The 21,935-nt window shown below is 66.7% G+C and carries 24 protein-coding genes; 16 read left to right on the top strand and 8 right to left on the bottom strand.

All coding sequences use genetic code 11. The features are described from left to right. The first annotated feature begins 20 nt into the window (after positions 1–20). The 5 genes from PQB87_RS10550 to PQB87_RS10530 all read left to right on the top strand — a co-directional run bounded on the left by PQB87_RS10550 (position 21) and on the right by PQB87_RS10530 (position 4,980). Positions 21–731 (top strand): ankyrin repeat domain-containing protein, encoded by a 711-nt coding sequence (locus PQB87_RS10550; protein ID WP_153488444.1) that lies wholly within the window; start codon positions 21–23, stop codon positions 729–731. Between the two features lie 119 nt (positions 732–850). After that, positions 851–1,207, top strand: coding sequence for a Rap1a/Tai family immunity protein (locus tag PQB87_RS10545; RefSeq protein WP_006485939.1), 357 nt, complete (start codon positions 851–853; stop codon positions 1,205–1,207). 89 nt (positions 1,208–1,296) lie between these two features. Further along, positions 1,297–2,469 carry a mechanosensitive ion channel family protein gene (locus tag PQB87_RS10540; protein WP_059687385.1) on the top strand — a complete coding sequence of 391 codons (1,173 nt, stop codon included), beginning with the start codon at positions 1,297–1,299 and terminating at the stop codon, positions 2,467–2,469. A 22-nt stretch (positions 2,470–2,491) separates the two neighbouring features. Then, positions 2,492–3,667 (top strand): AAA family ATPase, encoded by a 1,176-nt coding sequence (locus tag PQB87_RS10535; protein WP_489241658.1) that lies wholly within the window; start codon positions 2,492–2,494, stop codon positions 3,665–3,667. A gap of 248 nt (positions 3,668–3,915) precedes the next feature. After that, a complete protein-coding gene (locus tag PQB87_RS10530; protein ID WP_021162641.1) occupies positions 3,916–4,980 on the top strand; it encodes a glycosyltransferase family 4 protein in 1,065 nt (354 codons plus the stop codon). A 96-nt stretch (positions 4,981–5,076) separates the two neighbouring features. Here the strand turns inward: PQB87_RS10530 and PQB87_RS10525 are convergent, their stop codons facing one another. The 3 genes from PQB87_RS10525 to PQB87_RS10515 all read right to left on the bottom strand — a co-directional run bounded on the left by PQB87_RS10525 (position 5,077) and on the right by PQB87_RS10515 (position 6,895). Further along, positions 5,077–5,664 carry a BPSL1445 family SYLF domain-containing lipoprotein gene (locus PQB87_RS10525; protein ID WP_011352325.1) on the bottom strand — a complete coding sequence of 196 codons (588 nt, stop codon included), beginning with the start codon at positions 5,662–5,664 and terminating at the stop codon, positions 5,077–5,079. A 231-nt stretch (positions 5,665–5,895) separates the two neighbouring features. Continuing rightward, a complete protein-coding gene (locus PQB87_RS10520) occupies positions 5,896–6,345 on the bottom strand; it encodes a hypothetical protein (RefSeq protein ID WP_059687387.1) in 450 nt (149 codons plus the stop codon). 259 nt (positions 6,346–6,604) lie between these two features. Continuing rightward, the gene (locus PQB87_RS10515) at positions 6,605–6,895 is read right to left on the bottom strand and encodes a PsiF family protein (protein WP_011549641.1); all 291 of its coding nucleotides are present in this window, start codon (positions 6,893–6,895) and stop codon (positions 6,605–6,607) included. Between the two features lie 271 nt (positions 6,896–7,166). On the opposite strand from PQB87_RS10515, the gene PQB87_RS10510 reads away from it, so the two are divergent. Further along, entirely contained in the window at positions 7,167–8,189 is a 1,023-nt protein-coding gene (locus tag PQB87_RS10510) for an asparaginase (protein WP_175829748.1), read from the top strand. Between the two features lie 106 nt (positions 8,190–8,295). Here the strand turns inward: PQB87_RS10510 and lysM are convergent, their stop codons facing one another. From lysM to gcl, 4 genes are all read right to left on the bottom strand, one after another. After that, complete coding sequence (gene lysM, locus PQB87_RS10505; protein WP_021162125.1) at positions 8,296–8,766, bottom strand: peptidoglycan-binding protein LysM; 471 nt, start codon at positions 8,764–8,766, stop codon at positions 8,296–8,298. A gap of 483 nt (positions 8,767–9,249) precedes the next feature. Further along, positions 9,250–10,140 (bottom strand): 2-hydroxy-3-oxopropionate reductase, encoded by an 891-nt coding sequence (locus PQB87_RS10500; protein ID WP_048021036.1) that lies wholly within the window; start codon positions 10,138–10,140, stop codon positions 9,250–9,252. 41 nt (positions 10,141–10,181) lie between these two features. Further along, the gene (hyi, locus tag PQB87_RS10495) at positions 10,182–10,991 is read right to left on the bottom strand and encodes a hydroxypyruvate isomerase (RefSeq protein ID WP_011657073.1); all 810 of its coding nucleotides are present in this window, start codon (positions 10,989–10,991) and stop codon (positions 10,182–10,184) included. A gap of 43 nt (positions 10,992–11,034) precedes the next feature. Next, a complete protein-coding gene (gene gcl / locus PQB87_RS10490) occupies positions 11,035–12,810 on the bottom strand; it encodes a glyoxylate carboligase (RefSeq protein ID WP_027787189.1) in 1,776 nt (591 codons plus the stop codon). Between the two features lie 172 nt (positions 12,811–12,982). On the opposite strand from gcl, the gene PQB87_RS10485 reads away from it, so the two are divergent. The 10 genes from PQB87_RS10485 (at position 12,983) to PQB87_RS10440 (ending at position 20,598) form a co-directional block, all read left to right on the top strand. Then, entirely contained in the window at positions 12,983–13,894 is a 912-nt protein-coding gene (locus tag PQB87_RS10485) for a substrate binding domain-containing protein (protein WP_021162120.1), read from the top strand. A 162-nt stretch (positions 13,895–14,056) separates the two neighbouring features. Further along, positions 14,057–14,698, top strand: coding sequence for an RNA polymerase sigma factor (locus PQB87_RS10480; protein ID WP_489241652.1), 642 nt, complete (start codon positions 14,057–14,059; stop codon positions 14,696–14,698). Further along, positions 14,688–15,584 (top strand): anti-sigma factor family protein, encoded by an 897-nt coding sequence (locus PQB87_RS10475; protein ID WP_059687390.1) that lies wholly within the window; start codon positions 14,688–14,690, stop codon positions 15,582–15,584. Before PQB87_RS10480 ends, PQB87_RS10475 begins: the two co-directional genes overlap by 11 nt. A 235-nt stretch (positions 15,585–15,819) precedes the next feature. Continuing rightward, positions 15,820–16,194 carry a 30S ribosomal protein S6 gene (rpsF, locus tag PQB87_RS10470; protein ID WP_006402295.1) on the top strand — a complete coding sequence of 125 codons (375 nt, stop codon included), beginning with the start codon at positions 15,820–15,822 and terminating at the stop codon, positions 16,192–16,194. Between the two features lie 40 nt (positions 16,195–16,234). Further along, positions 16,235–16,534, top strand: coding sequence for a primosomal replication protein N (gene priB, locus PQB87_RS10465; RefSeq protein ID WP_011657069.1), 300 nt, complete (start codon positions 16,235–16,237; stop codon positions 16,532–16,534). 4 nt (positions 16,535–16,538) lie between these two features. Next, positions 16,539–16,814: a 30S ribosomal protein S18 gene (gene rpsR / locus PQB87_RS10460; protein ID WP_006486248.1), complete on the top strand. Its 276-nt coding sequence runs from the start codon at positions 16,539–16,541 to the stop codon at positions 16,812–16,814. A gap of 27 nt (positions 16,815–16,841) precedes the next feature. Next, a complete protein-coding gene (gene rplI, locus PQB87_RS10455) occupies positions 16,842–17,294 on the top strand; it encodes a 50S ribosomal protein L9 (RefSeq protein ID WP_021156519.1) in 453 nt (150 codons plus the stop codon). 135 nt (positions 17,295–17,429) lie between these two features. Further along, positions 17,430–18,812: a replicative DNA helicase gene (locus PQB87_RS10450; protein ID WP_006486249.1), complete on the top strand. Its 1,383-nt coding sequence runs from the start codon at positions 17,430–17,432 to the stop codon at positions 18,810–18,812. Between the two features lie 138 nt (positions 18,813–18,950). Next, a complete protein-coding gene (locus tag PQB87_RS10445) occupies positions 18,951–19,577 on the top strand; it encodes a DUF47 domain-containing protein (protein WP_006478627.1) in 627 nt (208 codons plus the stop codon). Positions 19,578–19,587: 10 nt separating this feature from the next. Continuing rightward, positions 19,588–20,598, top strand: coding sequence for an inorganic phosphate transporter (locus PQB87_RS10440; protein WP_021156518.1), 1,011 nt, complete (start codon positions 19,588–19,590; stop codon positions 20,596–20,598). A gap of 138 nt (positions 20,599–20,736) precedes the next feature. On the opposite strand, the gene PQB87_RS10435 is transcribed toward PQB87_RS10440, so the two are convergent. Continuing rightward, the gene (locus tag PQB87_RS10435; protein ID WP_233344621.1) at positions 20,737–21,837 is read right to left on the bottom strand and encodes an NlpC/P60 family protein; all 1,101 of its coding nucleotides are present in this window, start codon (positions 21,835–21,837) and stop codon (positions 20,737–20,739) included. Positions 21,838–21,935: the final 98 nt, after the last annotated feature.

The following is a 21,935-nucleotide window of genomic DNA, read 5'->3' as shown; positions in this document are numbered from 1 at the left end:
CAGGGAAGGAGCCCACAACAATGACGAAGCCGACCAACCATCTGCCGAAACGTGCACTCGTTGCCGCCGCGCTCGTCGCGAGCGGCCTGTTCGCGGCCGCCGGCGCGCATGCCGAATCGCTCGACGCGATCGTCAAGGCCGTCAAGTTCGACGACATCGCCGACATCGGCAAGCAGCTCAAGAGCGGCAAGCTCGACCCGAACACGATCGCGCCGAATGGCGACCCGCTGATCGTGATCGCGGCGCGCGAGAAGTCCGACAAGGTCGCGGCGGCGCTCGCCACGACGCCGAACGTCGACCTCGAGAAGGAAGACAAGGCCGGCGAAACCGCGCTGATGCTCGCCTCGCTGAACGGCGACCTCGGCCTTGCGAAGCTGCTGGTCGACAAGGGCGCGGAAGTCAGCAAGAAGGGCTGGGCGCCGCTGCACTACGCGGCCACCAACGGCCAGGACGCGGTCGTGAAACTGCTGCTCGACCACGACGCGTATATCGATACCGCATCGCCGAACGGCACGACGCCGCTGATGATGGCCGCACGCGGCAACCATGCGTCGACGGTGACGCTGCTGCTCGACCAGGGCGCCGATCCGCAGGTGAAGAACCAGCTCGGCATCACCGCGCTCGAATTCGCGAAGCACTACAACGCGCCGGACGCGATCGAGATCCTGACCAAGCGGACGACGCGCATCGGGGCGTCGACGCCGGCAGACGCGCAAAAGAGTGCAAAATGACGGTTTTCGGTGCGGCAGACGGTGCCCGCCCGGCCGGATGCCGGCCGGAGCAGGGCATCCCGGCGCCGCGCCGGCCAGGGCAGCAGGCGGTCTCGGGCCGCATTGACATAAGGAACACCATGTTGCGCGCAATGTTTTGTGCCGCGGCGTTTGCCGTGCCGTTGTCGGCGGCGGCTTTCACGGGCGCGGATCTCGACCGGCTGTGCGCGAAGACGGACGTCAAGTCGCGGGCGTCGTGCGCGGCCTACATCGAAGGTGCCGCCGACGGCGTCTACAACACCATCGATGCGATCGGCGGCACGACGGGGCCGCGGGTCGGCCAGTATTTCTGCCTGCCGCCCGACATCCGGGCGCAGCAGATGACCGACGCGGTGCGCAAGTACATCGCGGAAAATCCGAAGCTGGCCGACTACAACGCGAGCACCGCGGTGTCGCTCGGTCTCGGCAAGGCGTTTCCCTGCAGGAGCGGCAACTGATCTGACGCCGTGTCCGGGCACGCGCGTGGCCCGGACGTCGCCGACGCATCCAGGACGAGGCATCTACGCCTCATCACCCAAGGGCGCCGATGATTTCAATCGAGGAACTGCAGCGCATCGCCGATGCGCCGCTGCATTCGTGGCTCGGCACGCTGGCCGTGTCGGTCATCGTCATGCTGGTCGTCACGGTCGTGCACCGCCTCGGCGCACGCATCGTCAAGCGCCTCGCGCAGCCGTATCCGCTGATGAGCGCGATCCTGCGCTACATCGACAAGCCGTCGCTCGTCGTGCTGGCGCTGCTGGCGCTCGAGTTCGTGTGGGTCCAGGCGGACGACGGCATGTCGTTCGTGCGCGGCATGCGCACCGCGGCCGCGGTCGGCTCGATCGTGTCGCTCACGTGGCTGCTGGTGCGGCTCGCGGCCGGCGTCGGCGACGCGATCATCCGGGCCCATCCGATCGATACGGCCGACAACCTCCAGGCGCGGCGCATCCATACGCAGGCCAAGGTGCTCGTGCGGACCGTGATGGTGCTGATCGTGATCATCGGGACCGGCGCCGCGCTGATGACGTTCCCGAACGTGCGCCAGGTGGGCGCGAGCCTGCTGGCGTCGGCCGGCGTCGCGGGCCTGGTCGCCGGTATCGCCGCGCGGCCGGTGCTCGGCAACCTGATCGCCGGGCTGCAGATCGCGCTCACGCAGCCGATCCGGCTCGATGACGTGGTCGTGATCCAGGGCGAGTGGGGGCGTATCGAGGAAATCACCGGTTCGTTCGTGTCGGTGCGGCTGTGGGACCAGCGGCGCCTCGTCGTGCCGCTGCAATGGATCATCGAGAACCCGTTCACGAACTGGACACGCAGCAGCTCGGAGATCATCGGCACGGTTTACCTGTCGGTCGATTACCGTACGCCGCTTGCGCCGCTGCGCGAGGAACTCGCGCGGCTCGTCCATGCGGCGCCCGAGTGGGACGGCCGCGTGCAGGTGCTGCAGGTGACCGACGCGACGGAGCGCACGATGCAGTTGCGCGCGCTCGTCAGCGCGGCCGACGCGTCGTCGTGCTGGGACCTGCGCTGTCGCGTGCGCGAAGGGTTGATCGCCTACCTGCAGGACCGCTATCCGCAATGCCTGCCGCGCAGCCGGATGGAACTGTATCCGCACGATTCCGCACCGGATGCGCCGAATCCCGAACGGCCGCACGCGCGGGCCCCTGCCGCCAGTACGGCGGCCAACACCGCGGCCGACCCGCAGGCCGTCGAAGGCCGCTGAACGCGGCCCGCCCGCCATTGTCATGACCGTGCTGAAAACGCTTGCCATCGCCAATTACCGCTCGCTGCGCGAGCTGATCGTGCCGCTCGCGGCGCTCAACGTCGTCACGGGGCCGAACGGCAGTGGCAAGTCGAGCGTGTACCGCGCGCTGCGGCTGCTCGCCGACACCGCGCAGGGGCGCGTGATCCCGTCCCTCGCGCGCGAAGGCGGGTTGCCGTCGACGCTGTGGGCCGGCCCCGAGCGTTTCTCGCGGGCGATGCTGGACGGCGACGCGCCGGTCACCGGCACGGTGCGCAAGGGGCCCGTGAGCCTGAAGCTCGGTTTCGCCTGCGACGATTTCGGTTATTCGATCGATCTCGGCATGCCGATTCCGAGCCACTCGCAGTTCTCGCTCGATCCGGTCGTCAAGCGCGAGTGCATCTGGGGTGGTGCGATGCTGCGCCCGTCGACGCTGCTGGTCGACCGGCAGGGCGCGCAGATCCGTGCGCGCACCGCGACCGGCGACTGGCAGACGATTCCGCAGCCGGTGGCGAGCTTCGACAGCATGATGACCGAGTTCGCCGATCCGACCGGTGCGCCGGAAATGATCGCGGTGCGTGAACGGATCCGCTCGTGGCGCTTCTACGACCATTTCCGCACCGATGCGCAGGCACCCGCGCGGCAATCGCACGTCGGCACCCATACGCCGGTGCTCGCGGACGACGGCGCCGATCTGGCCGCCGCGCTGCAGACGATTCGCGAAATCGGCGACGGCGCGGCACTCGATGCGGCGATCGACGACGCATTTCCGGGCGCGTCGGTCGAGATCGACAATCCGGGTGGCCGTGGCCGCTTCGACGTGCTGATGCGCCAGCCGGGGCTGCTGCGGCCGCTCGCGGCGGCCGAGCTGTCGGACGGCACGCTGCGCTACCTGCTGCTCGCGGCGGCGCTGCTGACACCGCGGCCGCCGGCGCTGATGGTGCTGAACGAACCGGAAACCAGCCTGCACCCCGATCTGCTGCCGGCGCTCGGCCGCCTGATCGCGCAGGCGGCGCAGCGTTCGCAGGTGCTGGTCGTGTCGCACGCGGCGCGGCTCATCGCGACGCTCGAGCGCGAGGCCGGCTGCGAATCGCTGGTGCTCGACAAGAAGCTCGGCGCGACGGGGCTCGTCGGCGCGGACACGCGCGACCTGCCGGCATGGAAGTGGCCGTCGCGCTGACGGGCGGCGCGGCGTGCGTTCGGGGGCGTTCGGGTGCGATCGTCGTGTCGGGGGCCATATCGGCCCGACAGGCGGAATGTATCCTGCCTGTAACAACACCCATAAAATGAAAGACGGGCGGTTCCGGGCAACCGGATCGCGAATAATGAGGAGATATCCGGCGGGCGCTGCATGGGGGCGAGCCGCGCGCGAAAGCGCAAGGGCCCGCCGGCCGTGCCGCAACGGACAGGACACAGGAGACGTGGACCATGAGAATTGCCCAGATCGCGCCGCTGACCGAATCGGTGCCGCCGAAGCTGTACGGCGGCACGGAGCGCGTCGTGTCCTACATCACCGAGGCGCTCGTCGAGCTCGGTCATGACGTGACGCTGTTCGCCAGCGGCGATTCGACGACGCGGGCGAAGCTCGAGCCGGTCTGGCCGCGTGCGCTGCGGCTCGACTCGTCGATCCGCGACCGGGTCGCGCCGCACATGCTGCTGATGGAGACGGTCGCGCGCCGCGCGAAGGACTTCGACGTGCTCCATTTCCACATGGATTACTACTCGTTCTCGGTCTTCAACCGGCAGGAAACGCCTTACGTGACGACGCTGCACGGCCGGCTCGACCTGCCCGAGCAGCAGCCGGTGTTCGACACGTTCAACACGGCGCCGGTGATCTCGATCTCGAACTCGCAGCGCCAGCCGCTGCCGCAGGCGAAATGGCTGACGACCGTCTACCACGGGCTGCCCGATACGCTGTACATGCCGCAGCCCGTCGAGCCGCGCTACCTCGCGTTCCTCGGCCGCATCTCGCCGGAGAAGCGCGTCGACACGGCGATCCGCATCGCCCGTCAGTGCGGGTTGCCGATCAGGATCGCCGCGAAGGTCGATGCGGCCGACCAGGAATACTTCGAGCGCGAGATCAAGCCGCTCTTCGCGTTGCCGCACGTCGAATACATCGGCGAGATCGCCGATCACCAGAAGGCCGAGTTCCTGTCGGGCGCGCATGCGCTGCTGTTTCCGATCGACTGGCCGGAGCCGTTCGGCCTCGTGATGATCGAGGCGATGTCGTGCGGCACGCCGGTGATCGCGTTCAATCGCGGTGCGGTGCCCGAAGTGGTGGACGAGGGCGTGTCGGGTTTCATCGTCGAGGATGAAATCAGCGCGGTGGCCGCCGTGAACCGGCTGCACCTGCTGCCGCGTGCGCGCGTGCGGCAGCGCTTCGAGGCGCGCTTCACGTCGCGCCGCATGGCGCAGCAGTATGTCGACGTCTACCAGTCGGTGATACGCGCACAGAAACGCTCGCGCTTCAAGGTCATCGACTCGACGACGTGACGCGCGTCGCGCGCGGATAAAAAAACGGCGATGCCCTCGAGGACATCGCCGTTTGTGCGTGGCCCGCGCGCGATGCGCACGGGCGGCACGCCAGCGTCAGATCTTCAGCTTCGAGACCTTCGTGCCGTTGATCGACACGTCGCCCATCAGGCCCGCGTTCGTCAGCACGACGACCTGGACCGGTGCGGTGGCCGTGGTCGTGTCGACCGCGCCGTTCGCGCCCATCTTCACGAGCGCGACCGACGCGCCGGCGCCGGCGGCCCAGCCGTCCGAGCCGCGGAATTCGTCGAGCGCTTCCTGCGTCATGAACAGGAACACGATCGCCTTCGACTGCGCGCCGGCCTGCAGGCCGACCGACAGCGACGACGTGTTGTAGTAGCCGACCGTGCTGCCGCCGACGCGCAGTGCGCCGTTGCCGGACTGGCCGCCGACGATGAAGCCGGCCTGGATCACGTCCGGGAAGACGAGCACGCCGCGCGACTTCGCGACGAGTTCGCGCGAACCCTTGACCGTGGAGTACATGCGCGACAGCGTGGCGTCGACGCTCGAGTCGATTGCCTGGCGCTTCGACGCGTTGGTGGCGGCGTTGTCCGGCTTGTCCGGGGTGGTGGTGCAACCGGTGAGCGCGAGGCTACCGACGATGAGCGCAGCGGCGGCTTTCAGCACGAGATTCCGTTTTTGCATCGTTCTTCTCCATCGGATGACGTTCGGAGTGAGTCTCGCTCAGGGAGCGGATCACGTCGGCAGTTATATCACAGTGGATTACACCCCCTTTTCGTCCGCGCAACAAAAGGCGTCAAATCGGGCGAGGGTGTCGCGGCGTGCCAACGGACGATCCGGCGCCCGCGCGCCGGGGGCGGGGCGGCATGCGGGCGCCGCGGTCGATCGTGCGGTGGGTGGCGCTCGCGGCGCGTATCAGTGCGTGACGGGCGGAACGGGCGGCTTGATCGGCGGGCGGCGCAGCACGCGGCGGATCAGCGCGATCACGACGCCGCACGCGAACAGGAACACGGCCGGCACGACCCAGTAGCCGACGAACGCATGCCACAGGTAGCCCGCGAGCGTATTGCGGCGCAGCACGTATTCGTCGCGGGCCGCCTGCTGGCGCGGCGCGTTGGCGGCGAGCACGTCGGCCGGGCAGCCGGCCGCGCGCGCCTCGTCAGGATCCCCGTGGCACTTCGCGGCGGCGCCGGCGGCCTGCTGCGCATCGGTGAGCTGCCAGGTGGTCAGCGCGAGCTGCAGGTCCGCCTTGTTGTAGGCCATTTCCTCGCGGATCTCGCGGACGGCGACGATCGCGACGGGCACGGCCCAGAACACGATCACGATCAGCCAGCGGCGGAACCAGCGGTGTTGTCTCCATGCCATCCATGCCTCCGTTTGACGCGCGTGCGCATCCGTCTCGAGGGCGGCCCGATGGCGCTTCTTGTACTTGGATGGGCCGCGTTGCAGCCATCATAGAAGAAATCGCGGCGAATTGCCGCACCATGTGGCGGCGCCGGCACGGCGGGCCGGGAAAGCGGGGCGGGAGAGGTCGGGGCGGGGCGCGTCGATGCGCGTGCAACGAAAACAAAAATGCCGCGCCCGCCGAAGCGGTGCGCGGCATTCGATACGGGAGCGCCGGAACTCAGGCTGCCGGCTGATTGCTCAGGCAGCTCTTCATGAACGCCTTGCGGTCGTCGCCCTTCTTGCCGGTGGCCTGCGTGTTGCATGCCTTCATCTTTTCCTGCTGCGTCATCGCCTTCGCGGGCTTCGCCGACAGGCAGTCCTTCATGAACGCCTTGCGTTCATCGCCCGTCTTGCCGGCTGCCTGGGTGTTGCAGGCCTTCATCTTGTCCTGCTGGCTGTTCGCCGCGAACGCGGGGGAAGCCAGCATGCCGCCGAGAAGCACTGCGGCTACGAGCGATTGGATTTTCATTTCGACACTCCCATGGGGTGAATTGCGTTTTATCGACGCCGTCACGACGCACCGCACGATGAGCATAGGGCCGCATCGCGCGAGGCGATCCGATTATGGCAAATCAATGTGAAAACACCAAAACGGCACTTCCTATAACGTTGCAGATACCACGTCCGTTGACGGCGCACCCGGCCGGACGATCGGGGCAAACCATGATATGCGGCGGCCGGCCCCGGCCGCCGTGCCGGAACCTGCCGGATACCGGCCGCAAGCCTTTACAATCGCGGCCATGAATACTCTGAATCCCGCATCCCCTTCGTCCGCGGCGGCCCTGCCGCGCATCGCCGTGCTCGCCACCGGCGGCACGATTGCCGGTGCCGCGCCCGACGCGGCCAGCACGGCCGGCTACCAGGCCGGCGCGCTCGGCGTCAATTTCCTGGTCGACGCGGTGCCGGCGCTCGCGTCCGTCGCGCGCATCGACGCCGAGCAAGTCGCCAGCATCGACAGCAAGGATCTCGCGCTGCCGCTGTGGAACACGCTCGCCGCGCGGATCGACGCACTGATGGCCGACCCGGCGGTCGACGGTATCGTGATCACCCACGGCACCGACACGCTCGAGGAAACCGCGTATGCGCTGCACCTGGTCGTCAGGGGCGACAAGCCGGTCGTGCTGACGGCCGCGATGCGGCCGGCGACCGCGCTGTCGTCCGACGGCCCGCTGAACCTGCTGAATGCGGTGACGGTGGCCGCGCATCCGTCCGCGCGCGGGCAGGGCGTGCTGGTCGCGTTCAACAACCGGATCCACGGCGCGCGCGACGTGGTGAAGACGAGCACCTATGCGGTCGACGCGTTCCAGTCGCCGGAACTCGGCGCGCTCGGCTGGGTGCAGGACGGTCGGGTCGAATTCGCACGCCGCGTCACGCGTTCGCGCGACGCGCAACTGGCGATCGCCACAGCATGGCCGCCCGTCGAAGTGGTCGCCAGCTACGCGGGCGTGACGCGCACGGCCGTCGATGCGCTGGTCGCGGCCGGCGTGCGCGGTCTCGTCGTCGCCGGCACCGGCAACGGCTCGATCCATGCGACGCTGCAGGCGGCGCTCGCCGATGCGGTCAACGCGGGCGTGGCGGTGGTGCGTGCGTCGCGCGTCGGGTCGGGGCACGTGATGCGCAACGGCGCCGCGAGCGACGATGCGCTCGGTTTCGTGAGCGCAGGTTCGCTGCACCCGTTCAAGGCGCGCGTGCTGCTGATGCTCGCGCTCGCGAACGGCATTCACGATCGCGACGCATTGCAACGCGCGTTCGATACGCTGTGATTCGATGACGGGATGACCGACACGCGCCGATTGCACGGCGCGCGTCGCCATGAAAAAAAGGCAGGCCGAGCGGCCTGCCTTTTTTGCGTCAGTGCTGCACGAATGCTCAGGACTGCGGCGGAATCACGAGCTTCTGGCCCGGGTAGATCCGGTCCGGGCTCGACAGCATCGGCTTGTTCGCCTCGAAGATCGCCGGGTACTTGTTCGCGTCGCCATATACTTCCTTGGCGATCGCCGACAGCGTGTCGCCCGGCTTCACGTCGTGGTACTGCACTTCCGGATCGTCCGGTTGCAGATCGTCGTCGTTGACGCCCGCGACGCCCTGCACGTTGCCGGCCGCGACCTTGACCTTCGCCTTCGTGTCGAGGTCGGCGACGCTGCCCGACAGCGTCACGGTGCGCGATGCGCCGTCGAACGCCACGGTCAGGTTCGACGTATCGAGACCCTGCGTGTTGATGTAGTTCTTGATGGCATCGGCCGCGGTCTGGTTTGCGGCATTCGGATCTTCCGCTGCTTGCGCGTCGGCATGACCCAGCAGTTTTTCACCCGCCTCTTTGATAAACGAAAGAAGACCCATCGTTGCACTCCTTGGGTGGTTGAAAAGAAAACGCGCCGTGAAGTGGCGAAAAAAACACCGCGCTGGGCGCGGTCACCGGAAGTGACCGCAAGCGCGGCGGTTTTCTCGAAAGGCGTGGCGAAAGTGTAGGCGTTCATCGCGACGATTGCATGAAAAATCGCACGCTCGAACGTAAAGAAATGTAATACGCGAAATCCGACAGGCGGACACCCGACGACGACGTCTGACCGACCAAGGCTTCCCCGGCGTCGCCGGGTGCCGCTGCGGACCCCACCACGCCGCTCTCAGCCCAGAGCGGCGTTTTTCGCCCCGTCCCGCATGCCGTCGGCAGTGCAGGGCGGGGCGCCCCACCGTGATGCGCGCGTGTCTCGCGCATCGATGCGACCGGCCGTGCCGGTCGCGTGTGTCATTCGCGTGTCCGTCATCGCGACGGACCGCGCGTTACGGCATCATCGGAACGAAGCCGCGCCAGGCGGCATGCGTTCAGCCCGCCGTCTTCTCGATCTCGAAGTTCGACATGATCTCGAGCGCGCGCACGAGTGCCGAGTGATCCCACGCCTTGCCGCCGTGCGATGCGCACACGCTGAACAGCTGCTGCGCGCTCGCCGTGTGCGGCAGGGCGAGGCCGAGCTTGCGTGCGCCGTCGAGCGCGAGGTTCAGGTCCTTCTGGTGCAGCTCGATGCGGAAGCCCGGATCGAACGTGCGCTTCGTCATCCGCGCGCCGTGCACTTCGAGGATGCGCGACGCGGCGAAGCCGCCCATCAGCGCCTGGCGCACGCGCTCCGGATCCGCGCCCGAGCGTGCGGCGAACAACAGCGCTTCGCCGACGGCTTCGATGTTCAGCGCGACGATGATCTGGTTCGCGACCTTGCAGGTCTGGCCCGCGCCGTTGTCGCCGACGAGCGTGATGTTCTTGCCCATCTTCTCGAACAGCGGCTTCGCGCGCTCGAATGCCGCCTCCGGGCCGCCGACCATGATCGTCAGCGTCGCTTCGCGGGCGCCGACTTCGCCGCCGGACACCGGCGCGTCGAGGTAGTCGCAACCGAGCGCGTTGATCTGCTTCGCGAATTCCTGCGTGTCGAGCGGCGAGATCGAGCTCATGTCGATCACGAGCTTGCCGGCCGTCAGGCCCTTCGCGACGCCGTCGTCGGCGAACAGCACGTTACGCACGTCCGGCGTATCCGGCACCATCGAGATGATGATGTCCGCGTTCCGTGCGACTTCGGTCGAGTTCGCGACGACCTTCGCGCTCGTGCGCAGGTCGTCGGGAATCGGGAACGCGCCGTTCACGACGAGCTGGTGGTCACCCTTGAGCAGGTTGCGCGCCATGTGCGCGCCCATGATGCCGAGGCCGATGAAACCGATGGTTGCCATGTGAAAGTCTCCTATAGGGGCGTATGCGGAAAGGGCGGATCTCAGGCGGCGCGACGCGCCGAGCCCGGTGCGCAGCCGGCGACGCTTTGCAGCCAGCCGAGGCCTTCCGTCGTGGTGGTGCGGGGCTTGTATTCGCAGCCGACGTAGCCGGCATAGCCGAGCCGGTCGAGCAGCGCGAACAGGAATGCGTAGTTGATCTCGCCCGTGCCCGGCTCGTTGCGGCCCGGGTTGTCCGCGAGCTGGACGTGGCCGATCGACGCGAGGTTGCGTTCGATCGTCGCGGCCAGTTCGCCTTCCATGCGCTGCATGTGATAGATGTCGTACTGCAGGAACAGGTTGTCCGAGCCGACCGCGCGGATCACGTCGAGCCCTTCCGACGAGCGGTTCAGCGCGAAACCCGGGATGTCGAAGCTGTTGCACGGCTCGACGAGCAGGCGGATGCCTTCGCGCTTCAGCGCGTCGGCGGCAAAGCGCAGGTTGTCGACGATCGTGACGAACGTCTTGTCGCGCGCCGTGCTCGCCGACGGAATCCCGACGAGGCAGTTCAGCTGCGGCACCTTCAGCGCCTTCGCATACTCGATCGCGCGGCCGACACCTTCCTGGAACTCGCCGACGCGATCGGGCAGGCACGCGATGCCGCGCTCGCCCTGATCCCAGTTGCCGGCGGGCAGGTTGTGCAGCACGAGGCGCAGGCGATGCGTCTCGAGTCGTTCGGCGAGTTCCTCTTTCGCGTACGGGTACGGGAACAGGAACTCGACGGCGTCGAAGCCCGCATCGGCGGCCGCCTTGAAGCGGTCGAGGAACGGCACTTCGTTGAACAGCATGGTCAGGTTTGCAGCAAACTTCGGCATGAGCTAAGCCTCTTCGGTCGGTCAGTCAAAAATGTCGAGCGGTTCAGTCGAGCATCGAGATCGCGGTCGGTGCGTGCTCGGCCTTTTCGGCGAGATCCTCGAATTCGTTGATCGCGTCGATTTCGGTACCCATCGAGATGTTCGTCACGCGCTCGAGGATCACTTCGACGACCACCGGCACGCTGAATTCTTCCGCGAGCGTTTGCGCCTGGCGCAGCGCCGGCTCGATCTCTTCCGGCTTGAACACGCGCAGCGCCTTGCAGCCGAGGCCCTCCGCGACGGCCACGTGGTCGACGCCATAGCCGTTCAGTTCCGGCGCATTCACGTTGTCGAACGCGAGCTGCACGCAGTAGTCCATGTCGAACGCACGCTGCGCCTGGCGGATCAGGCCGAGGTACGAGTTGTTCACGACGACGTGCACGTACGGCAGCTTGAATTGCGCGCCGGCTGCGAGTTCCTCGATCATGAACTGGAAGTCGTAGTCGCCGGACAGCGCGACGATCGGGCGGCTCGGGTCGGCGGCGCGCACGCCGAGCGCGGCGGGGATCGTCCAGCCGAGCGGGCCCGCCTGGCCGCAGTTGATCCAGTTGCGTGCCTTGAACACGTGCAGGAACTGCGCGGCGGCGATCTGCGACAGGCCGATCGTGCTGACGTAGCAGGTGTCGCGGCCGAACACCTTGTTCATCTCTTCGTACACGCGCTGCGGCTTGACCGGCACGTTGTCGAAGTGTGTCTTGCGCTGCAGCGTGCGCTTGCGTGCCTGGCAGTCGGCAACCCATGCGCTGCGATCCTTCAGCTTGCCGGCGGCCTTCCATTCCTGCGCGACCGCGACGAACAGTTCCAGCGCGGCCCTGGCGTCCGACACGATGCCGAGATCCGGGCCGAACACGCGGCCGATCTGCGTCGGCTCGATGTCGACGTGCACGAACTTGCGGCCCTTCGTATAGACCTCGACGCTGCCCGTGTGACGGTTCGCCCAGCGGTTGCCGATGCCGAGCACGAAGTCCGATGCGAGCAGCGTCGCGTTGCCGTAGCGATGCGACGTCTGCAGGCCGACCATGCCGGCCATCAGCGGGTGATCGTCCGGAATCGCGCCCCACGACATCAGCGTCGGGATCACCGGCACGCCGATCGTTTCGGCGAACTGGACGAGCAGGTCTTCCGCCGCCGCGTTGAGCACGCCGCCGCCCGACACGATCAGCGGCTTGTCCGCGTCGTTGAGCATTGCGAGCGCCTTCTCGATCTGCGCACGGGTGGCCGCGGGCTTGTAGACCGGCAGCGGTTCATAGGTGTCGATGTCGAACTCGATTTCGGCGAGCTGCACGTCGATCGGCAGGTCGACCAGCACCGGGCCCGGGCGGCCCGAGCGCATCAGGTGGAATGCCTGCTGGAACACGCGCGGCACCAGCGCCGGTTCGCGCACGGTGACGGCCCACTTGGTGACGGGCTTCGCGATCGATTCGATGTCGACGGCCTGGAAGTCTTCCTTGTACAGGCGGGCACGCGGTGCCTGGCCCGTGATCGCGAGGATCGGGATCGAGTCGGCGGATGCGGAGTAGAGACCGGTGATCATGTCGGTGCCGGCCGGGCCCGACGTGCCGATGCACACGCCGATGTTGCCCGGGGCCGCACGCGTGAAGCCTTCGGCCATGTGCGACGCGCCTTCGACGTGGCGGGCCAGCACGTGGCTGATGCCGCCGGACTTGCGCATCGCCGAGTAGAACGGGTTGATCGCCGCACCCGGCACGCCGAACGCGGTCTGGATGCCTTCCTTCTCGAGCACGAGCACAGCTGCGTCGACGGCTCTCATCTTGGCCATGAATGTCTCCTTGAATGGGGTGGATCTTGCGAATGGGTCTGTTGGGGACACTTTAGGGATGCAGGAAAGGTTTGATAAGATCCGCCGAAGTCGCTTTTTTCGAAACTAAAAGTATGGAATGACGGCCGGGCGGGGCTTTCCGCCGGAGCCGGAACAGAGACGGAGACGGGAGATGGATCGCTTCAAGCAGATCGAGACGTTCGTGCGCGTGGCCGATGCCGGCAGCCTCGCGGCGGCGGCGCTCGAGGAGGGCGTGTCGCCGGTCGTGCTCGGGCGGCGCATCGACGCGCTCGAGAAGCGGCTCGGCGTGAAGCTGATGTACCGCTCGACGCGGCGGCTGGTGGTCAGCGAGGAGGGCGCGGCGTTCCTCGAGCGCTGCCGCGGGCTGCTGTCCGAATGGGACCAGGCCGAGAACGAACTGGCCGCCGGGCGGCGCGCGGTCAGCGGGCACCTGATCGTGTCGGCGCCGGCCGCGTTCGGGCGCAAGCATGTCGCGCCGCACGCGCCGGGTTTTCTGGCCGACAAGCCCGAGATGCAGCTGTCGTTCAACCTGACCGACCGCGTCGTCGATCTCGTGCGCGAGGGCTACGACCTGTCGATCCGGATCGGCGGTGCCGTCGATCCGAACTTCGTCGCGGTGAAGCTCGCGTCGAACCGGCGCGTCGTGTGCGGCACGCCCGAGTATTTCCGCCGGCACGGCCGGCCGAAGTCGCTTGACGACCTGCTCAGGCACAACTGCCTGGCGTTCAACCTGCAGGGCGGGCAGAACCGCGGCTGGTATTTCCAGCGCCACGGCAAGATCGCGACGATGCGCGTGGCCGGCAACCTCGACTGCAACGACGGCGAACTGCTGCACCGCTGGGTGGCCGAAGGCCTCGGGCTTGGCTGGCGCTCCACCTGGGAAATCGCCGCGCAGCTCGAGACGGGCGAGCTCGAGACCGTGCTCGACGAATACGCGCTGCCCGATTACGACATCCTTGCGGTCTATCCGCAGCAGCGCTACGTGCCGGCGCGCGTGCGCTATTTCATCGACTACCTGCGCGCCGCGTATGCGCGCCCCGGTTACTGGAGCACCACGCCGTAACGGGAGGCGGGCGGCCCGGCGTTTTTTTACGCTTCATGCGCCCGGCGCGGGAATAAACTCGACGCAGCAACGGTATGGTCATCGAGCGCGCACGTTGCCGGTCTGTCCGGGCGCCGTGCGCGGAACGGGCGCGGCATCGGCCGCCGGGACCAGGGAGGCCATGTGGGGCAAGCCGGACAGGTGGTCGAAGAACGGGTGGCAGACGACGCAGTCGCGCGCGGCGAGCGGTTTCGCGCGCTCGTGCTGCCGCATCTCGACGCCGCGTACAACCTCGCACGCTGGCTGAGCGGTAACGCCGGCGATGCGGACGACGTCGTCCAGGACGCGTGCATGCGCGCACTGCGCTTCGTCGATTCGTGTCGCGGCGACAACGCGCGGCCGTGGCTGCTGACGATCGTGCGCCACACCTGGTACACGGAGTGGCGGCGCCGCACGCATGCGCACGAGGTCGCGCTGCCCGACACGCTGGACGATACCGACGTGCCCGACGACTGGCAGCCCGCCACCGAGGACCCGCTCGCGCACCTGTTGCGCGGCGAGAACGTGCGGCTCGTGAACGCGGCGCTCGCGAAGCTGCCGCCCGAATACCGCGAGGTGCTGGTGCTGCGCGAGATGGAGGACCTGAGCTACCGCGAGATCGCGGCGATCGCGGACGTGCCGGTCGGCACGGTGATGTCGCGGCTCGCACGCGGCCGGCGCAAGCTCGCCGCGCTGCTGGGCGGCCCGCCGGCACCGGCGGCCGAAGGCAGGCCGGGCCGTACGCCGGCAGGCGGAACCGCATCGGAGGCTATCGATGGACTGTAACGAAGCGCGAGCGTTGCTGGACGCGGACGTCGACCGCGAGCTGTCGGCGCCCGACGCGTTGCGGGTCCAGCAGCATGTCGAAGGGTGCGACGTGTGTCGCCAGGAGCGCGAACGGATCGTCACGCTGGTGCAGGCCGTGCGTCAGGCCGACTATCACCGTGCGCCGGATGCGTTGCGGGCGAGCATTCTTGCGAGCCTGCCTGCCGCGGCCGACGTGCCTGCCCGCGAGCAGGCGCGGGCGGAGCCGCAATCCGGATCCCGATCGCAGCCGCAGCGGCGGCCGCGCGGGCGTAACGGGTTGTCCTGGCTGCCGGGGCTTGGCGGGGCGGCACGCCCGGCCACGGCCGGCACCGGGCCGCGCGTCGCGGCATTGCCCGGCCTCGGCTGGGGCGTCGCGCTGCTGGTGGCGCTTGCCGCGGCGGGCGGGATGGTGGTGTCCGCCCGCCACGCCGACACCGACCGCACGGTCGACGAACTTGTGTCGAGCCACGTGCGTGCCGACCTGTCGGCGCGCGACATCGACGTGATCTCGACCGACCGGCACACGGTCAAGCCGTGGTTCAACGGCCGGCTCGACTATGCGCCGCCGGTCGAGGATCTCGCGGCGAACGGCTTCGCGCTGGTCGGCGGCCGGCTCGACTACGTCGGGCGCCGCCGTGTCGCGGTGCTGGTCTACCGTTACCGGCAGCACGTGATCGACGTCTATGTGCGGCCGGCCGGGGAAGGGCCGGGGGCGCCGTACTCGACCGTGTCGCAGGGTTATGCGCTCGACCGCTGGGATGCGGCCGGGATGACGTGGTGGGCCGTGACCGACGCCGAGCCGTCGGCACTTGCGGCGTTCAGGACCGCGCTCGACGCGCGGCTGGCCGGCACGCGCAGCGAGTGACGTCGCGACGGCTGGCTGCGGGCCCGCCGCACGCTTGCGCTCCGACCCTGACCGGGGAAAAGGCCGAAGAACGGCCCGGCCGCCCGGTCTCGCCCCTTCAAGTCGTTGAAAACATGGCCGAATCCGATCGTCGATTGGTCTTGCATGCGCCCCGTATCCGGGTTAGAATCTTCGGCTTCTCACTTGCCGCACCGGTTCAGACGCCCGGGTGGCTTTAATCCACAAGGAGTGTGTAATGCGTCATTACGAAATCGTATTCATCGTGCACCCCGATCAGAGCGAGCAAGTGCCCGCGATGATCGAGCGTTACAAGACCACGATCACGTCGCACGGCGGTCAGATCCACCGTGTCGAAGACTGGGGCCGTCGCCAACTGGCCTACATGATCGAGAAACTCGCGAAGGCTCACTACGTCTGCATGAACATCGAGTGCGACCAGACGACGCTCGACGAACTCGAACACGCGTTCAAGTTCAACGACGCCGTGCTGCGCCACCTCATCGTCAAGATGAAGAAGGCCGAAACCGGCCCGTCGCCGATGATGAAGGAAGTTCAGCGCGAAGAAGCCAAGAAGGCGGCTGCAGCTCAGCCGACCGAAGCGCAGGCTTAAGTTCGTCATTCATTAAGCCATCAAGGAGCGCGCCACTCACGTGAACAGGTTGCAATTGACGGCGAGCGTCGTCGAACGCGCACCGGTGCGATATACGCCGGCAGGTGTTCCGATCGCAAGCGCCACATTGCATCACCGCACGGAAGTCGTCGAAGCAGGCATTCCCCGTCAGGTCGAAATGACGATCGAGGCGGTGGCGGCCGGTGAGGCGAGCGGCAGGCTGGAAAGCCGTGAAATGGGCGTCGAAACGCTGTTCACGGGCTTCCTGGCAAAGAAAAGCCGCAACGCGAGAACCTTGGTGTTTCACATCACAGCATTGCAGGACATTGGAAAGGACTGAAATCATGCCCCGCCCGACTGGTAAGAAATTCGACAAGCGTCGTCAGCAACAAAACCCGCTCTTCAAGCGCAAGAAGTTCTGCCGTTTCACGGCCGCAGGCGTCGAGCAGATCGACTACAAGGACACGGAAACGCTGAAGGACTTCATCGGCGAAAACGGCAAGATCACGCCGGCGCGTCTGACGGGTACGAAGGCGCACTATCAGCGTCAGCTCGACACGGCAATCAAGCGTGCGCGTTTCCTCGCGCTGCTGCCGTACACCGATCAGCACAAGGCGTAACTCGGCGACGCCATAAGGAGAATTCGAATGCAAATCATTCTGTTGGAAAAAGTCGCCAATCTGGGCAACCTCGGCGACATCGTCAAGGTCAAGGACGGTTACGCTCGCAACTTCCTGATCCCGAACCGCAAGGCTCGCCGTGCAACGAAGGAAGCGATCGCCGAATTCGAAGTGCGCCGCGCTGAACTCGAAAAGATCGCCGCTGAAAAGCTGGCAGCATCGCAGGCAGTCGGCGAGAAGCTGAACGGCCAGTCGTTCGAAATCACGCAGAAGTCGGGCGTTGACGGCCGTCTGTTCGGCTCGGTCACGAACGGCGACGTCGCGGAACTGCTGAAGAAGGCAGGTTTCGAAGTCGAGAAGCTGCAAGTTCGCATGCCGGAAGGCCCGCTGAAGATGATCGGCGAGCACAACGTCCAGGTCGCGCTGCACACGGACGTCGTCGTCGACGTCACGATCAACGTGATCGGCGACCACGCGTAAGCGTATGCAAGCTTTCCGGGCGGCTTCCGTCGTCCGGACAAGGGCAGGCGCCCGGGCAACCGGGGCCTGCCTTTTTTATTGCCCGATCGCCGGAGCGGTAGCGCTGCTGCGATCTATTCGCGATAATCCCAACCCATGAACGCGCCGCAAGATCCCCAAATCGAATCGCTGAAAGTCCCGCCGCATTCGGTCGAAGCCGAACAGTCGGTGCTCGGCGGCCTGTTGCTCGACAACGCGGCATGGGACCGGATTGCCGACTTCCTGTCTCAGGGCGATTTCTATCGCTACGATCACCGGATCATCTACGAGCACATCGGCCGGCTGATCGCGTCGACGCGCCCGGCCGACGTCGTGACCGTGTATGAAGCGCTGACCACGTCCGGCAAGGCCGACGACGTCGGCGGCCTCGCGTACCTGAACGCCCTCGCGCAGAACACGCCGAGCGCCGCGAACATCCGCCGTTATGCGGAAATCGTGCGCGACCGTGCGGTGCTGCGCCGGCTCGTGTCGGTTGCCGACGAAATCTCGGCCGATGCGTTCAACCCGCAGGGGAAGGAAGTCCGCCAGCTGCTCGACGAGGCCGAATCGAAGGTGTTCTCGATCGCCGAAGAGGGCGCACGCGGCAACCAGGGCTTCCTCGAGATCGGCCCGCTGCTCACGCAGGTCGTCGAGCGCATCGATACGCTGTACCACACCGCGAACCCGAGCGACGTCACGGGCACGCCGACGGGCTTCGTCGACCTCGACCGGATGACCTCCGGGATGCACGGCGGCGAACTGATCATCGTCGCGGGACGACCGTCGATGGGGAAAACGGCCTTTTCGATGAACATCGGCGAATACGTCGCGGTCGAGTACGGGCTGCCGGTCGCGGTGTTCTCGATGGAAATGCCGGGCACCCAGCTCGTGATGCGTATGCTCGGCTCGATCGGCCGGCTCGACCAGCACCGGATGCGTACCGGCCGCCTGACGGACGAGGATTGGCCGAAGCTGACGCACGCGGTGCAGAAGATGAGCGAGGCGCAGCTCTTCATCGACGAGACGGGCGGCCTGAACCCGATGGAATTGCGCTCACGCGCGCGGCGTCTGGCGCGCCAGTGCGGCAAGCTCGGCCTGATCATCGTCGACTACCTGCAGCTGATGTCGGGTTCGTCGCAGGGCGAGAACCGCGCGACCGAAATCTCGGAAATCTCGCGGTCGCTGAAGAGTCTCGCGAAGGAACTCGACGTGCCGGTGATCGCGCTGTCGCAGTTGAACCGCGGCCTCGAACAGCGCCCGAACAAGCGTCCGGTGATGTCCGATTTGCGCGAATCGGGCGCAATCGAACAGGATGCGGACGTGATCCTGTTCATTTACCGCGACGAAGTTTACAACCCGGACAGCCCCGACAAGGGCACGGCCGAAATCATCATCGGCAAGCAGCGTAACGGCCCGATCGGCCCCGTTCGGCTCACGTTCCTGGGGCAATACACGAAGTTCGACAATTTTGCGGGAGCGCAGACTTTCTACGGCGAGTAGCGCCGGTTGTAAAGCCCTAAATCGCCAAACGTTGTATCCAATCCCGGTGCGCGCATGTGCGCGCGTCGCGGCGCGACCGAAAACGGTACAATGTCGCCCGTTTTCGTGACAGTAGTTTGACAATCTCTCAGGAATCCCATGTTCGGTCGATTCATGCCCACCGAGGGCAAGTTCTTTGAACTCTTCAACGCGCACGCGAAGCACATCGTTTCCGGTGGCCGCGAGCTCGAACTGCTGATCGACAATCTCGCCGACGCCGAGATTCACAAGCAAAACGTGCAAATTGCCGAGAAGGCCGCTGACAAGCTCACGCACGAGGCGATCGATCTGCTGCACAAGACTTTCATCACGCCGCTCGATCGCGACGAGATCCACAAGCTGATCACGACGATGGACGACATCCTCGACCTGATGGAAGACGTCGCGACCGCCGTGTCGCTGTACGACGTGCAGTCCGTCACGTCCGAGGCGAGCCAGCTCGCGCACATCGTCACGCAGTCCGCCCAGCACGTGCAGCAGGCGGTCGGGTTGCTGTCCGACATGAAGCAGTCCGCGCAGATCCTCAAGCAGTGCGAGGAGATCGACCGCTGGGAATCGGAGGCCGATCGCGTGCTGCGCGCGGCGATGTCGAAGCTGTTCCGCGAGGAAGACGACGTGAAGACGCTCATCAAGCTGAAGGCGATCTACGAGCTGCTCGAAGAGATCACCGACAAGTGCGAGGACGTCGCGAACATCATCGAAGGCATCGTGCTGGAAAACGCCTGAGCGGACCACGATGCATTCGATACAACTCGCCCTCTGGATGGTCGCGACGCTCGTTCTCGTCGCGCTCGTATTCGACTTCATGAACGGCTTTCACGACGCGGCGAACTCGATCGCCACCGTCGTGTCGACCGGGGTGCTGAAGCCCCAGCAGGCCGTCGTGTTCGCGGCCGCGTTCAACGTGATCGCGTATTTCATCTTCCACCTTAAAGTCGCGCAGACCGTCGGCAAAGGCACGATCGACCCCGAGATCGTCGACCACTACGTCATATTCGGCGCGCTGGTCGGTGCGATCGGCTGGAACGTGATCACCTGGTACTACGGGATTCCGTCGAGCTCGTCGCACGCACTGATCGGCGGCCTCGTCGGCGCCGCGCTCGCGAAGTCGGGCTGGGGCTCGCTGAACATCGACGGGCTGCTGAAGACGGTTGCGTTCATCTTCATTTCGCCGCTGCTCGGTTTCATCCTCGGTTCGCTGTTCATGCTCGGCGTGTCGTGGCTGTACTTCCGTACCGCGCCCAGCAAGGTCGACCGGCGCTTCCGCCGGCTGCAGCTGCTGTCTGCCGGCTTGTACAGCCTCGGCCACGGCGGCAACGACGCACAGAAGACGATCGGCATCATCTGGATGCTGCTGATCGCGAGCGGCTACGCATCGGCCACCGCCGATGCGCCGCCCGCGTGGGTGATCGGCGCGTGTTACCTGTCGATGGGCCTCGGCACGCTGTTCGGCGGCTGGCGCATCGTGCGCACGATGGGCCAGAAGATCACGAAGCTCAAGCCGGTCGGCGGTTTCTGCGCGGAAAGCGGCGGGGCGATCACGCTGTTCATCGCGTCGTTCCTCGGCATTCCCGTATCGACCACGCATACGATCACCGGCGCGATCGTCGGTGTCGGTGCGACACAGAAGCTGTCGGCCGTGCGCTGGGGTGTCGCCGGCAACATCGTGTGGGCGTGGGTGCTGACGCTGCCCGCAGCCGCGCTGTTCGCGGCCGGCGGATGGTGGCTCGGCCATCAGATCTTCTGATCGCCAGCACTGTCGAACGGACATGAAGTGCGCCGCAAGCCGAAAGGCTGCGGCGCATTTTCCTTTTGGGGCAGCGGAAATGTGCGGCGAATGACGGGGTTTGTAGTCGCGCGTGCTCGCAGGCGAAGGCGAAGCGGGCTAGTAACTTCCGTTCGCGAACCGGGCAATCGGATCGTCTGCGGTGGCGGTACGCGGGCTGACGGGGGCCGATTGCGTCGACGCGCGCAATACCTGCACGGGGGCTGGTTCGGTGCCGCGCGGTGACGTCGCCGCGACGGCGGGTGGCGGCTCCGCATCGAAGGCGGCAGCCTGGGCGGCCGTCAGTGCCTTCGTCGGAATCTGGGTGCCGACTTCGGCCGGACCGGCTGGCGCTGCATTCGCGGTCAAGGCGGCGGCTGTGCCGGTGTCGTCGTTCACGGACGTTGCCTGCTGCTGAGCCGTCTGCATGCGCGGCGGCGGAGGTTCATACGGGTCGGCCGACGCGGCTGCGGGCGCGACCGCGGCGGTCGACACGGCCTGCGCGGCCGGCATGACCGGGGCAGGCGCCCGGGTCGCGGCGGCTTGCGACTGCGGCGTATAGGCCGGTTGCCGCGGCGCGGAGGCGGTCACGACGACAGGGGCGGGCGCAACGACCGGCGCGCTGCGCGGCTCGTCGCGCTTCGCCTCGTAGGTCGGCGCATCGAACGGCGTAGGTGCCCCGCGCGGCGGCGCGACGCGGCGAATGCCGTCGAAACGCTTGGCCCAGTATGGGTTCGTCAGGTAGTCGAGCCGCACGGTGCCGCCCGTCGACGGTGCGTTGACGAAGCGCAGCTTGCCGACGTAGATGCCGACGTGCGAATGCGGCCGTCCGGTCGTGTTGAAGAAGATCAGGTCGCCCGGCGCGATCTGGTCGGGCTCGACCGACACGCCGCGGCCGCTCATGTCGGCGGTCGTGCGCGGCAGGTTCACGTCGGCTGCACGGCCGATCACGTAGCGCACGAGCCCGCTGCAGTCGAAGCCGCTCGTCGGCGTATTGCCGCCCCAGCGATACGGAACGCCGACGAGGCTCATCGCCTGGATCGAAATTTCTTCCTGGCCGACGCTGTGATCGACGAACTTCGGGAAATTGGCGGGGGCGGGGAATGCGCGCGGCGTCGTGATCTTCATGCCCGACGCGGGGCGCGATGCCGACTGCGGCGGCACGCTGGAGCAGGCCGCAAGCAGTGAAACGACAGCAACGGGAACCCAGATTCGAAGCATGGCAAGGCGGGCGAGCGCGGGACGCTCGCGAATCGTATGACAACAGACAGACCCGATGGTAGACGTTCCGGCGGGGCTTAAGCAACCGTTCCTGAGAA

It is taken from the genome of Burkholderia sp. KL41 (assembly GCF_057005415.2).
The sequence above is the reverse complement of the archived record's forward strand: the minus strand, read 5'-3'. Positions and strand labels throughout refer to the sequence as shown.

Coding starts and splice junctions, on each gene's coding strand:
- PQB87_RS10550 (WP_153488444.1), top strand. CDS start 21: ATGACGAAGCCGACCAACCATCTGCCGAAACGTGCACTCGTTGCCGCC.
- PQB87_RS10545 (WP_006485939.1), top strand. CDS start 851: ATGTTGCGCGCAATGTTTTGTGCCGCGGCGTTTGCCGTGCCGTTGTCG.
- PQB87_RS10540 (WP_059687385.1), top strand. CDS start 1,297: ATGATTTCAATCGAGGAACTGCAGCGCATCGCCGATGCGCCGCTGCAT.
- PQB87_RS10535 (WP_489241658.1), top strand. CDS start 2,492: ATGACCGTGCTGAAAACGCTTGCCATCGCCAATTACCGCTCGCTGCGC.
- PQB87_RS10530 (WP_021162641.1), top strand. CDS start 3,916: ATGAGAATTGCCCAGATCGCGCCGCTGACCGAATCGGTGCCGCCGAAG.
- PQB87_RS10525 (WP_011352325.1), bottom strand. CDS start 5,664: ATGCAAAAACGGAATCTCGTGCTGAAAGCCGCCGCTGCGCTCATCGTC.
- PQB87_RS10520 (WP_059687387.1), bottom strand. CDS start 6,345: ATGGCATGGAGACAACACCGCTGGTTCCGCCGCTGGCTGATCGTGATC.
- PQB87_RS10515 (WP_011549641.1), bottom strand. CDS start 6,895: ATGAAAATCCAATCGCTCGTAGCCGCAGTGCTTCTCGGCGGCATGCTG.
- PQB87_RS10510 (WP_175829748.1), top strand. CDS start 7,167: ATGAATACTCTGAATCCCGCATCCCCTTCGTCCGCGGCGGCCCTGCCG.
- lysM (WP_021162125.1), bottom strand. CDS start 8,766: ATGGGTCTTCTTTCGTTTATCAAAGAGGCGGGTGAAAAACTGCTGGGT.
- PQB87_RS10500 (WP_048021036.1), bottom strand. CDS start 10,140: ATGGCAACCATCGGTTTCATCGGCCTCGGCATCATGGGCGCGCACATG.
- hyi (WP_011657073.1), bottom strand. CDS start 10,991: ATGCCGAAGTTTGCTGCAAACCTGACCATGCTGTTCAACGAAGTGCCG.
- gcl (WP_027787189.1), bottom strand. CDS start 12,810: ATGGCCAAGATGAGAGCCGTCGACGCAGCTGTGCTCGTGCTCGAGAAG.
- PQB87_RS10485 (WP_021162120.1), top strand. CDS start 12,983: ATGGATCGCTTCAAGCAGATCGAGACGTTCGTGCGCGTGGCCGATGCC.
- PQB87_RS10475 (WP_059687390.1), top strand. CDS start 14,688: ATGGACTGTAACGAAGCGCGAGCGTTGCTGGACGCGGACGTCGACCGC.
- rpsF (WP_006402295.1), top strand. CDS start 15,820: ATGCGTCATTACGAAATCGTATTCATCGTGCACCCCGATCAGAGCGAG.
- rpsR (WP_006486248.1), top strand. CDS start 16,539: ATGCCCCGCCCGACTGGTAAGAAATTCGACAAGCGTCGTCAGCAACAA.
- rplI (WP_021156519.1), top strand. CDS start 16,842: ATGCAAATCATTCTGTTGGAAAAAGTCGCCAATCTGGGCAACCTCGGC.
- PQB87_RS10450 (WP_006486249.1), top strand. CDS start 17,430: ATGAACGCGCCGCAAGATCCCCAAATCGAATCGCTGAAAGTCCCGCCG.
- PQB87_RS10445 (WP_006478627.1), top strand. CDS start 18,951: ATGTTCGGTCGATTCATGCCCACCGAGGGCAAGTTCTTTGAACTCTTC.
- PQB87_RS10440 (WP_021156518.1), top strand. CDS start 19,588: ATGCATTCGATACAACTCGCCCTCTGGATGGTCGCGACGCTCGTTCTC.
- PQB87_RS10435 (WP_233344621.1), bottom strand. CDS start 21,837: ATGCTTCGAATCTGGGTTCCCGTTGCTGTCGTTTCACTGCTTGCGGCC.